The organism is Mangrovicoccus ximenensis, assembly GCF_003056725.1.
GTDB lineage: Bacteria > Pseudomonadota > Alphaproteobacteria > Rhodobacterales > Rhodobacteraceae > Mangrovicoccus > Mangrovicoccus ximenensis.
Genome location: NZ_QBKZ01000001.1, coordinates 710,114 through 723,363, shown reverse-complemented (window position 1 = coordinate 723,363; position 13,250 = coordinate 710,114). Strand labels below are relative to the sequence as shown.

Genomic DNA, 13,250 nt, shown 5'->3' with positions numbered 1-13,250 from the left:
GTTGACCCGAGGGGGGGGAGTGCTTACCTCCGTTGCATGCGCAAAACGCACAATATCCGGTCGCTCCCGCATCTCTGCGGTAGAGGGATCGTCGGAAATCTCCGTCCCGGCCGGAACTCTTTCGCGAGTGCAGCGTTTGCGCATGGCAAAGGAGACACCAATGCAGCATGACCTTCCGAACCCGGAAGACAGCCTGGCCGCGATACGTCCCTATTCCCGTGTCGCCATCCTCGGCGGCGGTTCCTGGGGAACCGCGATCGCCGCAATCGCCCGCCGTGCAGGCCGCCAGGTGGCCATCTGGGCCCGAGATCCGGACGTCGCCCGGGACATCAACGACAACGCCCGCAACGAGAAATATCTTCCCGGCATCCCTCTTCCCGAGGGGATCATGGCCTATACCGATCTTGCGGGTGCGGTCAGGGATGCCGAGGCGATATTCCTTGTCACCCCGTCGCATTCGATCCGCGGCATGGCACGGCAGCTCAATCCGCTGCTGCACCGGCTGACCCCGATCGTGGTCTGCGCCAAGGGGATCGAGGCCGAGACCGGCCTCTTGATGTCCTCGCTGGTCGAAGATGAACTGCCCGGCCATCCGGTCGGCGCGCTGTCGGGTCCGACCTTCGCGGCCGAAGCAGCGCGCGGCGACTATACCGCCGCGACGCTGGCCTTCGACTTCAAGACCATCGACCGGATCAATCCCGAGGGCAGCCCGGCCGCCCGGCTGGCAGTTTCCCTCGGCTGCGAGAGCTTCCGCCCCTACCTGTCCGACGATCTCGTGGGCCTCGAAACGGCCGGCGCCATGAAGAACGTGATCGCCATCGCCTGCGGGATGATGACCGGCGTCGGCTTCGCGGAAAACACCCGCGCGGCGCTGATTGCCCGCGGCCTGGGCGAGATCCAGCTGGTGACGCTGGCGCTCGGCGGGCGCACCGACACGGTGCTGGGCATGGGCGGCGTCGGCGACCTGACGCTGACCTGCAATTCGTCCACCTCGCGCAACATGAGCCTCGGCCTGCAGCTGGGGCAGGGCATGGCGCGCGAGGACTGCTTCGACGGCAAGCCCATGGTGGTCGAGGGCGAGCGCAACGCCCGCTCCGTCCATGACCTGGCCAAGCGGCTGGGCCTGCGCCTGCCGATCTGCGACACGGTCTACCGCATCCTCCACGAGGGTGCCGACCTGCGCGAGAGCTTCGCGGCGCTCTGGTCGAGCCCGCTCGAAGCCGAACCGGCGGCGATGTCCGTCGAAATCCCCCATCCTGTAAGCCTGGAGGCGTGATGACCATCCAAGACCGAGTGACCTTGCCCGACATTGCCGAGAAGACGATGGTTCTTGCCACCGATCTCGACGGCACCTTCCTGGGCGGCACCCCGGAGGAGCGGCGCGCCCTGTATGACTGGATCGAGGACAACCGCGACACCGTGGGGCTGATCTTCGTCACGGGCCGCGATCCGGAATTCATTGCGGGCCTGGTCGAGGCCGAGGGCACGCCCTGGCCGGATTATGCTGTGGGCGACGTGGGCACCACCATCGCCCATGTCTCGCCCGAGACCGGGGTGGAGCCGATCGAGGAGCTCGAAGAGCAGATCGCCGAGATCTGGGGCGATGCGGGCGAGCGCGTCCGCGCGCGGCTCGACGGCTGGCCGGGGCTCAGGCTGCAGCCGACGGCGTTCCGCTACCGCGTCAGCTACGACCTGATCGCCGGCGAGTTCGACCACGGCGCCAAGGCGGCGGTCGAGGAGATGGGCCATGACTGGCTGATCTCGGACAACCGCTATTTCGACGTGCTGCCCAAGGGCATCTCCAAGGGGCCGTCGCTGAAGCGGCTGCTGGCCCATCTGGGCATCGCCGAGGGCAAGGTCCTGGCGGCGGGCGACACGCTGAACGACTATTCGCTGCTGACGGCCGGGGTGCCTGCGGTCGCGGTCGGGAATTCCGAGGCCCCGCTGAAAGAGGCTCTGGCCAAGGGCGACCACCCGAACCTGCACCATGCCGAACGCCATGGCTGCGCGGGCATCGCCGAGGCCATCACCCATTTCGACCTTCATCCGACGGGAGCGACCGCCCATGCCAAGTGATCTTGTCATCGTCTATCACCGCCAGCCCTACGAGGAAGTCGAGGTCGACGGGAAAGTCGAATACCGCGAGAACAAGTCGCCGAACGGGATCGTGCCGACGCTGAAAAGCTTGTTCGGCAAGGTGCCGACCGGTGCCTGGGTTGCGTGGAAGCAGGCCGAGGATCCCGAGAATCCGGGCTTCGAGCAGGTCATCGAGATCGACGATGCCTATGGCAAGTACCGCGTCAGCCGCCTGCCGCTGACCAAGGAGCAGGTGTCGAGCTTCTACCACATCACCTCAAAAGAGGCGTTCTGGCCGATCCTCCACAACTTCAAGGAACGCTACAACTACGACCCCGTCGACTGGCCGACCTTCCAGGAAGTGAACCGGAAATTCGCCGAGGCCGCCGCCGCCGAGGCCAATCCGAACGCCATCGTCTGGATCCACGACTACAACCTGTGGCTGGTCGCGGGCTATCTGCGGGCGCTGCGCCCGGATGTGCGGATCGCCTTCTTCCACCACACGCCCTTCCCCTCGGCGGACATGTTCAACGTCCTGCCCTGGCGCAAGGAGATCATGCAGAGCCTTCTCGCCTGCGACGTGGTCGGCTTCCACATCCCGCGCTATGCGGAAAACTTCGTCGGCGCGGCGCAGTCGCTCCTGGACGTCGAGGTGACGGGGCGGCGCGACGTGCCCGAGAGCCTGATGACCGATGGCGGGGCGCTGTCCGACCGCCGGGTGCCGCACAGCCTGCGCTACCGCGACCGCGACATCACCGTGGCGACCTCGCCGGTCGGCGTGAACGTGAGCTATATCGAGGAGCTCTCGGCTTCGGAGGAGACCGGGGCCAAGGTCGCCGCGATCCGCGAGGAGCTGGACGGCAAGCGGCTGATCCTGTCGGTCGGGCGCACCGACTACACCAAGGGCGGGATCGAGCAGCTGCAGGCCTATGAACGCCTGCTGAAACGCCGCCCCGACCTGCGCGGCAAGGTCCGGCTGATGCATGTCTCGGTGATGGCGAATGCCAACATGACCGCCTACCAGGAGGTGCAGTCCGGTCTCGAGTCGCTCGCCGGGCACATCAACGGGCTCTATGGCAGCTTCGAATGGCAGCCCCTGGCCTTCATCTCGAACCCGGTGCCGTTCAAGGACCTGATCGCCTATTACAAGGTGGCCGACGTGGCCTGGATCACGCCGCTGGCCGACGGGATGAACCTGGTCTGCGAGGAATACGCCTCGGCCCGCACCGATGGCGACGGCTGCCTGGTGCTGTCGGAATTCGCCGGTGCCGCGGTGGTGCTGTCGGATGCGGTGCTCACCAACCCGTTCTCGCACCGCTCCATGGATGCCGCGATCGAGCGGGCGCTTGCCATGGACGAGGAGACAAGGCGCCACCGCATGGCGTCGATCCGCGCGGCGACCCACCGCCACAGCGTCGAGGCCTGGGCCACCGAGCAGATGCGCAGCTTCGAGAGCTTCGGCGCGCTCGAACTCGCCAGCGCCGATTGATCCCATGGATGCTCTCGCCGCGCGCGCCCCGGAGGCGCCTGGTTCGGGTCCCTCCGCGGGACCCGCCAAGGAGACCTGCGTCAGGCAGGTCTGCCTGACGGCCGCCGAAGCCTATCCGGCGCTGGAGGCGCAGTTCCTCGGCGCCGCGCGCGAGATCCATGCATCCTTCCGGGTCTTCGATCCTTCCACGCGGCTGCGCGGGCCCGACGCGCGGGCGGTGGGCGAAACCTGGGCGGATCTGGTCGCGCATGTCCTGGGGCGCGGCGTGCATGTAACGCTGGTCCTGTCTGATTTCGATGCGATCGCCCGTCCGGAGCTGCACCGCATGGCCAATGCCCATGCCCGCGCCTTCGAGCGGCTCCGCGACCGGCTGCCCGAAGGGGCGGGGCGGCTGACCGTGCGTCTGGCGCCGCATCCGGCGCGGATGGGGCTGCTGCCGCGGCTCGCGCTCCTGCCGGTGATCCGCAAGCATTTGGCCGAACAGGCGGACGAGCTGAACAAGATGTCCGCCGCCGACCGGGAGGAGGCGCTGCGCGACCTGCCCGGCGTGGCCTGCCATCTGGAGGAGCGCGGCGGCAAGCTCCGGGTCAAGCGGCTGATCCTGCCCGAAGTGCTGCCCGGCACACATCACCAGAAGCTCGCCGTGTTCGACCGGACGCGGCTCTATATCGGCGGGCTCGACCTCGACGACCGGCGCTGGGACACGCTTGAGCACCGCCGTCCGGCCGCCGACACCTGGCATGACGTGCAGGTGCTGATGGAAGGGCCGGTGGCCACCGAGGCGCAGGCCCATCTCGACCGGTTCCTCGACGAGACCGCCGGGCGGCAGGCGCCGGGTCCGGCCCGCGAATTGCTCCGCACGCTGTCTTCGGCGCGGCGCGTGGCGCTGCCTTTCCTCGGGCCGCGCACGCTGGTCACCGAGCTCGAGGACGCGCATCTCGACGCGATTTCCCGCGCCGAGCGGATGATCTATCTGGCCGACCTGGCCGCAGGCGGGCCTGCGGGCGACACGCTGGCGGCGCCGATGCCGGGGCTGGTGACCCGGGTCATGGCCGCCGCCGGGGCCATGGTCAGCAAGGGCGATCCGCTGATCATCCTCGAGGCGATGAAGATGGAGCACACTCTGGCCGCCGCCCGCGACGGCACCGTGGCGGAAGTGCTGGTGGCAGAACTGGACCAGGTGTCGGACGGCATGCTGCTCCTGACGATGGAGGCGGCCGATGCCTGAGCATGTGACGATCGTCGAGGTCTCGCCCCGCGACGGGCTGCAGAACGAACCGGCGATGATCGCCGCCTCGGACAAGATCCGGCTGGTCGACGCCCTGTCGGACTGCGGCCTGGCCGAGATCGAAGTGACGAGCTGCCAGGGCGGAGATGCCCGGAACNCCCCGCGATCGCATCGNGCAAGCCCCATCAGAAACTCGACATTGCGCCCACCGCGCCCGTCCGCCCCAGACGGCAGAGTGACCGTAGTCTCGCCGCCCGAGACCAGAAGGCAGGGCGCGTCGAAGGCGGAGCGTCCTTCGGACACGGCGCGGGCCATGCCGGCCATGACACGCCCGGCCTCGCGCGCCTCGCCCTCGATCGCGTCGCCCAGCAGGTGGCAGGGCAGGGGGGAGGCGGCACGTACAGCCTCCAGCATCATCTGGGGCGAGGCGATCAGGCGTTGGTGCGACCGAAGCAGTTTCAAGTCGCCCGGCTTCGGCGTCTCCAACCCGGGATTGTCCAGGACGGCGGCAATGCCGGGTCCGGGGACGATGCCGTAGCGGCCNGAGCACTGCCCGCGCCTCGGCCTGGGTCGTCGGATCGGCGACGGCGNGGACCCGAGCCGATGGTCTCGGGCGCGTCGCCCGGCACGTCGGAGATGGCGAAGGACAGGCAGCGGGCCGGAAAGGCCGCGACGGCCAGCTGCCCGCCCTTCGCGGCACCCCCGACGCGCAGGCCTCGGCCGCGAGCGGGCAGCGGGTCCGGAAGGCGCAGCCCGAGGGCGGGTTCGCGGGGCTCGGAAGCTCGCCGTCGAGCACCTCGCCCATCTCGCCGACCGGACGCTTCAGCGAGGGCGTCGCCGCCAGAAGCGCCTGGGTATAGGGATGGCGCGGATCGGTGAAGACCTGTTCCGCCGGGCCCTCCTCGACGATGCGGCCGAGATACATCACCACGACGCGGGTGCAGAGATGGCGCACCACATGCAGGTCGTGGCTGATGAACAGCATGGCGAGGTCCAGTTCCTCGCGCAGGTCGGCCAGAAGGTTGACGATCTGCGCCTGGATCGACACGTCGAGCGCCGAGACCGGCTCGTCCGCCACGATGAAATCAGGCCGGGGCGCGAGAGCGCGGGCGATGGCGATGCGCTGGCGCTGGCCGCCCGAGAATTGCGAGGGGCGGCGCGGCGCGACCGAGGGGTCGAGACCCACGAGGGTCAGGAGCCGCGCGACCTCGGCGTCGATCTCCGGGCCGGGCACCACGTCGTGGTTCCTCAGCCCGTCGGCGATCTGGGCGCCGACCGAACGGCGCGGATCGAGGCTGCCGAACGGGTCCTGGAACACGAGCTGCATCCGCTTGCGCATCTGGCGGCGATGCGTGCCCTTGAAATCATGCAGGAACTTCCCCTCGAAGCGGACACCGCCGCCGGTCGGGCTGTCGAGGCCCAGGAGGATGTTGCCGAGCGTGGACTTGCCGCAGCCGGACTCGCCGACCACGCCGACAGTCTCGCCGCGGGCGATCTCGAGGGTGACGCCGCGCAGCGCCCAGACATCGCGCTTCGCCCCGAGAAGCCCCGAGCGGGAGGGGAAATTGCGGGTCAGCTCCTGCGCTTCGATGATCGGGCTCATGCGACGTCCTTCCAGAGGTCCTGCCAGCGCAGGCAGCGGGTGGTGCGGCCCTCGCCGGTATCGAGAAGCGGCTGGGGATGGGCGCAGGCGGCCGCGGCATGGCCGCAGCGCGGGGCGAAGCGGCAGCCCTCGGGCATGGCGCCGGGCTGCGGCACGGTGCCGGGGATGCTCTCCAGCCGCGCGGCGTCGCTCTCCGGCACGGAGGCAAGCAGCGCCTTGGTATAGGGGTGGCGCGGATCGGCGAAGACCTGGGCGACGGTGCCCTGCTCCACAACCTGGCCCGCATACATCACCGAGACATGGGTGGCGATTTCCTTCACCACGGCGAGGTTGTGGGTGACGAAGATCACGCCCATGCCGGGATTGTCTTCCTTGAGCTTTGCGAAGCGCCCGCGCGATGGCGACGCGCTGCTGCTGGCCGCCCGACAGCTGGCTGGGATAGTGCCCGCGCTTGTCGGCGACGCCGACCTTGGCCAGCATCGCCTCGGCCTTCTCGGTTGCTTCGGCTTTCGGGCGGCCCAGCACGTGGATCTGCGCGGCGGTGACGTTTTCCAGGATCGTCATGTGCTGCCACAGGTTGAACTGCTGGAACACCATGGCGAGCTTCGAGCGGATGCGGTCGACCTGCTTCGGGTTCGACGGATGCGGCGCGCCGTTGCGCATGCCCATCTCGATCAGCTCGCCCTTGACGCGGACCTCGCCCGCGGTGGGCGTCTCCAGAAGGTTGATGCAGCGCAGGAAGGTCGACTTGCCCGAACCCGATGAGCCGAGGATCGCCACCACGTCATGCTCATGCGCCTTCAGCGAGATGCCCTTGAGGACCTCCTGGTCGCCGAAGGTCTTGCGAATGCCGGTGACCTCGAGGGCCAGCTGCCCGTCCGGGCGTCCGCTTGTCGTCATCAAATCACCAAACCCCGCGTTGCTCCGGCCGGTCCTGTCCGGAACCGGCGGTCCGCAGCCCCGCCATGCAATTCCCCGAAGGGCGATCCGCGGCGCCGCTTCGGCCGGAAGGGCCGTGCCGCGGGCAGGTGCCCCATATAGGCCAGCACTCCCTTGACGGGCCGGGACAGTCAAGAGTTTTCCGGCCTTTCCAGCGACATGACGCCGCGAAGCATGCATCCGGTCCGCGGGATGCGGCCCGGATGGCCGCAGATGACCAAATTCCTGCCAGATGGTCCGCCGCGTTGCGGCCGGCTCGCCGGTCCGGCGGACGGAGGCCAGGCTGCGTCTTTTCCCTCAATTGGTCATGAAACCTGACCATGCGGCGGGTAAGCGCTTGGCCGCTCCGCGGCATAGCCATACGGTGGATGCATATTTGATCTGCATCATTGACGGTTCACTCGCGTGTAATTTTCGGCGGTCGTGTTCTTTCCCGAAAAAATCATCATGGAAAACAATGCATTGAAAATCCGCATGCCTGCGTCACTTTTTCGTGCGCAACCCTGGCGTGTGTCCGTGCCGCATTGCAGCGCTTGCAGTCAGCCCCGCGCAAGATAATTTCGCGGCGGGGAGGCCCTGGACGAAAGGGTGTCATGATGGAATTCAGGAAACGGCGGGCTGACCGGCAGGTGGACGTGCTTCTGGTGGGCGGAGGCATCATGAGCGCGACTTTGGGCGTGCTTCTGCAGGAACTGGAGCCGGGCTGGTCAATCGAACTGACCGAACGCCTCGATGACGTGGCATCGGAAAGCTCGAACGGCTGGAACAACGCAGGCACGGGCCATTCGGCGCTGTGCGAGCTCAACTACACGCCGCAGCGCGCCGACGGCTCGGTCGACATTTCCAAGGCCGTCTCCATCAACGAACAGTTCCAGGTCTCGCGCCAGTTCTGGGCGCACCAGGTCGAGACCGGCGTCCTGAAGAACCCGAAATCCTTCATCAGCCGGGCGCCGCACATGAGCTTCGTGCGGGGCGCCGAGAATGTCGCCTTCCTGCGCAAGCGCTACGAGGCGCTGGTGAAGAGCCCGCTCTTCGCCGGCATGCGCTTCTCCGACGACCGCGCGCAGATCGAGGACTGGGCGCCGCTGATGACCCGCGGTCTTGCCGCCGACGTGCCGGTCGCCGCGACCTGGGCGCCGCAGGGCACAGATGTCGATTTCGGCGAGATCACCCGGCAATTCGTCGCCGCCCTGGCGGACCGGCCGAATTTCGCGATGCGCACCGGCCGCACCGTCACCGGCATCCGCCGGACTCCGGCGGGCGGCTGGCGGGTGACCAGCACCGCGACCCATGGCGGCGAAACCGAATGCGTCGATGCGCGCTTCGTCTTCCTCGGCGCGGGCGGCGGGGCGCTGCCGCTGCTGCAGATGTCGGGCATCCCCGAGGCGCGCAATTATGCGGGCTTCCCGGTCGGCGGCTCGTTCCTGGTCTGCGAAAACCCCGAGATCGTCGCCCAGCACGGCGTCAAGGTCTATGGCAAGGCCGAGGCCGGCAGCCCGCCAATGTCGGTGCCGCATCTCGACCGCCGCTGCATCGGCGGCCGCGACATGCTGCTGTTCGGGCCGTTCGCGACCTTCTCGACCAAGTTCCTGAAGCAGGGCTCGCTCTGGGATCTGCCGGGCTCGATCACCGGGCGCAACCTGCTGCCGATGCTGCAGGTCGGCGTGCGCAATTTCGGGCTGGTGGAATATCTCGCGGGCCAGCTGCGCTTGACCGAGAAGGACCGGATGGCGGCGCTGCGCGACTACTATCCCGAAGCTCAGGATGCCGACTGGCGCCTGTGGCAGGCCGGCCAGCGCGTCCAGGTGATCCGCAAGGAGCCGGGCCATGGCGGCGAGCTGAAGCTCGGCACCGAGATCGTTTCGGATGCGGGCCGCAGCATCGCGGCGCTGCTCGGCGCGTCTCCGGGCGCCTCGACCGCGGCGCCGATCATGCTGGACCTGCTGGAGCGCATCTTCCCGGACCGCGCCGCCAGCCCGGACTGGCAGGAGAAGCTGCGCCGCATCGTGCCGAGCTACGGCCGCAAGCTGGGCGAGGCGCCGGACCTGATCGCCGAGGAATGGGCCGAGACCAGCTGCCGGCTGGAACTGGGCCAGTTCGACGCCACCGAGCTGCGCAGCCGCATGGACCAGTTCCGCAGCAGCGTCGTCGCGCCGATGGAGCAGGCCGCCGCCTGACGGCTCAGATGTCGATGTAGTCGATGCCCAGCCGGTCCGCGAGCGCGACGATCTCGCGGTGGCAGGGCGGATCGGCGACAGCGCGGGTGTCTCCGGGCCGCAGCGCAGCCGCCCGGTCGCCGAACAGAACCAGCGCCCCGGCCGGGCCCAGCTGGTGCGAGTGGTAGAAAAGCCCCTGCGCCTGCGGCAGCGCGGAATGGATCGCCTCCGCCCAGGCCCGCACGGCCGGATAGCTGGCGGTCGGCCCGGCAATCAGCGCATTGTGCTCGACGCCGAGCGCCCGCTGCCCCGCCACGGTCAGGTCGACCAGAAGCAGCGGCTCCGCAACGGCGACCGTGCTATGGGCATGGCCCGCGTAATCCGACGGAAAGACGATGGTCAGCGGCGGCTGCCCGGTGACCGGATCGGTCTCGGGCACGTCCGGGCTGCGCAGGATGATCTCGGCCGCCGCGCAGTCGAAGCTTTCGGCGGCATAGATCGTCGGGATGATCCGCCCCGCCGGATCGCGGATCGGCGAGAAGCGGGCATTGCCGCGCTCGGTATCGTTGAAGGCGGCCGCGCCGAAGCGCGCGGGATGGATGCGGTGCAGGACCGTTCCGGCGGGGATGGTGACGAAGGCAGCCTTCGCGGCGCGCAGCCGCGACGGGTGGGGCACGGTGATGTCGAACCGCATCAGCCGTGATCCGGCAGCTCCGTGGCCAGATCGAAGGCGGCCAGAACCTCCTCGGGGCGGTCGGCCAGCGCGGCGGCCGGGGCCGCGGCGGCCCCTGGCTGAGCGCGCCGCAGGCCTCCTGGGCGGCATCCAGCAGCGCGGCCAGCTCGGGCGCGAAGCCCTGCATCTGGGCGTCGCGCTGGATCAGGTTGACGATGCAGGCCAATTTCTGCGCGGCCTCCTGCGGGTCGCGCGGCTCCGTCTCGAGAAGCGCGCCGCGCAGGTCGCGGGCCTGGCGCAGCAGAAGCGACAGGTCCGCGGTATCCGGCTCGTCCCGCATCAGCAGCGAGTCGATGCGGCTGTTCACAAGACTGTACTGTGCAAGCGCGCTCAGCAGAGACATGATCCGTCCGCCAAAACATTCATCCTGAATTCAACGTGCGGATGGAACCTCTTTGGCTTTGCAAGGTCAAGCAAATTGATCTCACCGGTAAACCTGGTCTTCGCCGGGGAAGGACCGGTCGCGGACCTCCTCGGCATAGGATTGCACCGCTTCCTTGATCATCGGGCCGAGCTGGCCGTAGACCTTGACGAATTTCGGCGTCCAGGGATTCAGGCCCAGCATGTCCTCGAGCACCAGAACCTGGCCGTCGCAATGCGCCGAGGCGCCGATGCCGATGGTCGGAATCGCCACCTGTTCGGTGATACGGCGGGCCAGCGGCTCGACCATGCCTTCGAGCACGATCGCGAAGGCCCCGGCCTCGGCCACCGCGCGGGCGTCTTCCTCGTGGGCGGGCCAGCTTTCCTCGTCGCGCCCCTGGGTCTTGAAGCCGCCCATCACGTTCGTCGATTGCGGGGTCAGGCCGATATGCGCCATCACCGGGATGCCGCGATCGGTCAGGAAGCGGATGGTCTCGGCCATGCGCTTGCCGCCCTCGAGCTTGACCGCGCCGCAGCCGGTTTCCTTCATGATCCGCGCGGCGTTGCGGAACGCTTCGGAAGGGCTCTCCTCGTAGGTGCCGAACGGCATGTCGACGACGATCAGCGCCTTCTTGGTGCCGCGCACCACCGCGCGGCCATGCATGATCATCAGCTCGAGCGACACGCCCAGAGTCGATTCCATGCCGTGCATCACCATGCCGAGGCTGTCGCCCACCAGGATGAAATCGGCGACCTCGTCGACGATGGCAGCGGTATGGGCGTGGTAGGAGGTCAGCGAGACGATCGGCTCGCCGCCCTTGCGCCGGGCGATCTGCGGAACGGTGATGCGGCGGATGGGGGCTTGGGTGCTCATGTCTGTCTCCTCAGGCGGGGGTCACGACGCGGTTGTCGATCAGCAGGATGGGGCCGAAGCGGACGGCCAGCAGGATCACCGCCGGGCGGTCGAGCGGACCGTCCAGATCGGCCAGCGTTCCGGCGTCCTGGATGTCGATCGCATCGACTTCGGCCGAAGGCGCCTCGGCGAGGGTCAGCGCGATGTCGGCGCGCAGCTCGCCGATGGTCACCGGCTTCTTGGCCAGCTCCTCGGCGCGGTCGAGCGCCCGGTTCAGCACCGGCGCCTCGATCCGGTGCTCTTCCGCCAGGCGGACATTGCGCGAGGACATGGCCAGCCCGTCGGCTTCGCGCACGATCGGATGGCCGACGATCTCCACCGGCACGTCGAGATCGCGCACCATGGTGCGGATCACCGCAAGCTGCTGGTAGTCCTTCTGGCCGAAGAAGGCGGCATCCGGCTGCACGATGTTGAAGAGCTTGGTCACCACCGTGGTCACGCCGCGGAAATGCCCCGGGCGCAGCGCGCCGATCAGCACCTTCGACAGCTCGGTGGTCTCGACGACGGTCTGCGCGCCCGGCGGATACATTTCCTCGACCGCGGGCAGGAGCACCGCATCGACGCCCTCGGAGCGCAGCAGGTCGAGGTCGCGCTGGTCGTCGCGCGGGTATTTCTCCAGATCGGCGGGATCCTCGAACTGGGTCGGGTTGACGAAGACCGACACCACCACCCGGTCGCATTGCGATTTCGCCAGCCGGACAAGGCCGAGATGGCCCTCGTGCAGCGCGCCCATGGTCGGCACGAAGCCGATCCTCTGCGCGCCGCCCGCCCGCATCGTGGCGGCGGCGCGGCGCATTTCGGTCTTGCTTCGGCAGATTTCCATTGGCCACCCCTCCAGGCTCTCGCGGCTGTCCTACGAAACCGGAGGGAGACAGGCAAGGCGCGCGCGTCAGGCGAGGGCGGTTGCGCCCCGCGGCCGCGGCCACATCGCGGTCAGCTTCGGCGCGGCTGCCCTCCGGTCGGATTCCAAGAGCGAGATGTAGTCCTTCACCACATGGTCGATGCCGAAATGCGACCGCGCGCTGTCGAGCTCCTGCACCGAGCCGAGCCAGCGCAGCTTCCTCAGCTTGTAGCCCTCGGTGACGAAATCCTGCTTCCAGACGACATTCATCACCCAGCCCTCGCCCGCGACCTGCGGCTGGTCGTCCCGGATCACCTGCGGCGAGGCGAAGCCGATGGCGGGCACCCGCAGCGCGGTGCCGAGGATCTGCGCCGAGGCCGCGCCCAGCGAATGGCCGGCGATGAAGGACGGCCTGCGCCCGCGCAGGAAGGCGTGGACCTTCAGGGCATGCAGCAGGAAGCCGCCATGGAACTGGGTGACGGGCAGGGGGCCGGTCAGCGCCGCCAGCCGCGACGAGCCGGCGAGCCGGCGGCCGGGTCGCAGGTTGAAATCGACATAGTCGCCGAGCCCGTTCGATCCGGTGATCAGCAACGTGCCGCCCCGCGTCAGCGCAGCCTCGGCCCTGGTGTCGCGCGAGACATCCGCGAGGCCCGACACCATCTGCCGCGCCAGCATGGCGGGGCGGTAGCGGTCCAGCTCCTTCGCCACTTCGAGGTAATCGCGTGCAATGGCGGGCATTTCCGGTCTCCTCCCTGGCCGCGGCGCGGCTCCCGCGGAAATCCAAGCATTCCGGTTTCCGCATGTCCAGTCCGCAATGCCCCTGCGGAAGGTTAGGGTTCGTTAACCGCCCCGGCAGGAAGCGCGCGGTTCCGCGGCGGATTCCGCATAGACTGGCCCTGCATCCATCTGGAC

At 68.5% G+C, this 13,250-nt stretch carries 12 protein-coding genes and 2 pseudogenes; 6 read left to right on the top strand and 8 right to left on the bottom strand.

Annotated features, from left to right (window positions below):
* Positions 1–160 precede the first annotated feature (160 nt).
* From C7T91_RS04065 to C7T91_RS39060, 5 genes are read left to right on the top strand one after another with little or no spacing between them, the layout of a single operon-like run.
* Entirely contained in the window at positions 161–1,276 is a 1,116-nt protein-coding gene (locus C7T91_RS04065; RefSeq protein ID WP_108258087.1) for an NAD(P)H-dependent glycerol-3-phosphate dehydrogenase, read from the top strand.
* Complete coding sequence (locus tag C7T91_RS04060; RefSeq protein ID WP_108258086.1) at positions 1,276–2,076, top strand: HAD-IIB family hydrolase; 801 nt, start codon at positions 1,276–1,278, stop codon at positions 2,074–2,076. The genes C7T91_RS04065 and C7T91_RS04060 overlap by 1 nt, the downstream gene beginning before the upstream one ends.
* Positions 2,066–3,565: a glucosylglycerol-phosphate synthase gene (gene ggpS / locus C7T91_RS04055; protein WP_108258085.1), complete on the top strand. Its 1,500-nt coding sequence runs from the start codon at positions 2,066–2,068 to the stop codon at positions 3,563–3,565. The genes C7T91_RS04060 and ggpS overlap by 11 nt, the downstream gene beginning before the upstream one ends.
* Before the next feature lie 4 nt (positions 3,566–3,569).
* Complete coding sequence (locus C7T91_RS38315; RefSeq protein ID WP_108258084.1) at positions 3,570–4,793, top strand: biotin/lipoyl-containing protein; 1,224 nt, start codon at positions 3,570–3,572, stop codon at positions 4,791–4,793.
* The gene (locus C7T91_RS39060; protein ID WP_161555736.1) at positions 4,786–5,331 is read left to right on the top strand and encodes a hypothetical protein; all 546 of its coding nucleotides are present in this window, start codon (positions 4,786–4,788) and stop codon (positions 5,329–5,331) included. The genes C7T91_RS38315 and C7T91_RS39060 overlap by 8 nt, the downstream gene beginning before the upstream one ends.
* On the opposite strand, the gene C7T91_RS39055 is transcribed toward C7T91_RS39060, so the two are convergent.
* The 4 genes and pseudogenes from C7T91_RS39055 to C7T91_RS39050 form a co-directional block, all read right to left on the bottom strand.
* Positions 5,252–5,443, bottom strand: a complete 192-nt coding sequence (locus C7T91_RS39055) for a hypothetical protein (protein ID WP_407943257.1) — start codon at positions 5,441–5,443, stop codon at positions 5,252–5,254. The genes C7T91_RS39060 and C7T91_RS39055 overlap by 80 nt on opposite strands.
* A 56-nt stretch (positions 5,444–5,499) precedes the next feature.
* Positions 5,500–6,396: pseudogene (locus C7T91_RS04030) on the bottom strand (ABC transporter ATP-binding protein); the annotation flags it as partial.
* On the bottom strand, positions 6,393–6,752 hold the full coding sequence (locus tag C7T91_RS04025; protein WP_108258082.1) for an oligopeptide/dipeptide ABC transporter ATP-binding protein: 360 nt from the start codon (positions 6,750–6,752) through the stop codon (positions 6,393–6,395). The pseudogene C7T91_RS04030 and the gene C7T91_RS04025, both read right to left, overlap by 4 nt.
* Positions 6,753–6,834: 82 nt before the next feature.
* Positions 6,835–7,296: pseudogene (locus C7T91_RS39050) on the bottom strand (ATP-binding cassette domain-containing protein); the annotation flags it as partial.
* 632 nt (positions 7,297–7,928) lie between these two features.
* Between C7T91_RS39050 and mqo the strand changes: the two are divergent.
* Complete coding sequence (gene mqo, locus C7T91_RS04015; protein WP_108258081.1) at positions 7,929–9,512, top strand: malate dehydrogenase (quinone); 1,584 nt, start codon at positions 7,929–7,931, stop codon at positions 9,510–9,512.
* A 4-nt stretch (positions 9,513–9,516) separates the two neighbouring features.
* Here mqo and C7T91_RS04010 read toward each other — a convergent pair whose 3' ends face one another.
* From C7T91_RS04010 to C7T91_RS03990, 4 genes are all read right to left on the bottom strand, one after another.
* Positions 9,517–10,185, bottom strand: a complete 669-nt coding sequence (locus C7T91_RS04010; protein WP_108258080.1) for an RES family NAD+ phosphorylase — start codon at positions 10,183–10,185, stop codon at positions 9,517–9,519.
* A 463-nt stretch (positions 10,186–10,648) separates the two neighbouring features.
* A complete protein-coding gene (gene panB, locus C7T91_RS04000) occupies positions 10,649–11,458 on the bottom strand; it encodes a 3-methyl-2-oxobutanoate hydroxymethyltransferase (RefSeq protein ID WP_108258078.1) in 810 nt (269 codons plus the stop codon).
* A 10-nt stretch (positions 11,459–11,468) separates the two neighbouring features.
* Positions 11,469–12,320 (bottom strand): pantoate--beta-alanine ligase, encoded by an 852-nt coding sequence (panC, locus tag C7T91_RS03995; protein WP_108258077.1) that lies wholly within the window; start codon positions 12,318–12,320, stop codon positions 11,469–11,471.
* Between the two features lie 66 nt (positions 12,321–12,386).
* A complete protein-coding gene (locus C7T91_RS03990; RefSeq protein ID WP_108258076.1) occupies positions 12,387–13,076 on the bottom strand; it encodes an alpha/beta hydrolase family protein in 690 nt (229 codons plus the stop codon).
* Positions 13,077–13,250: the final 174 nt, after the last annotated feature.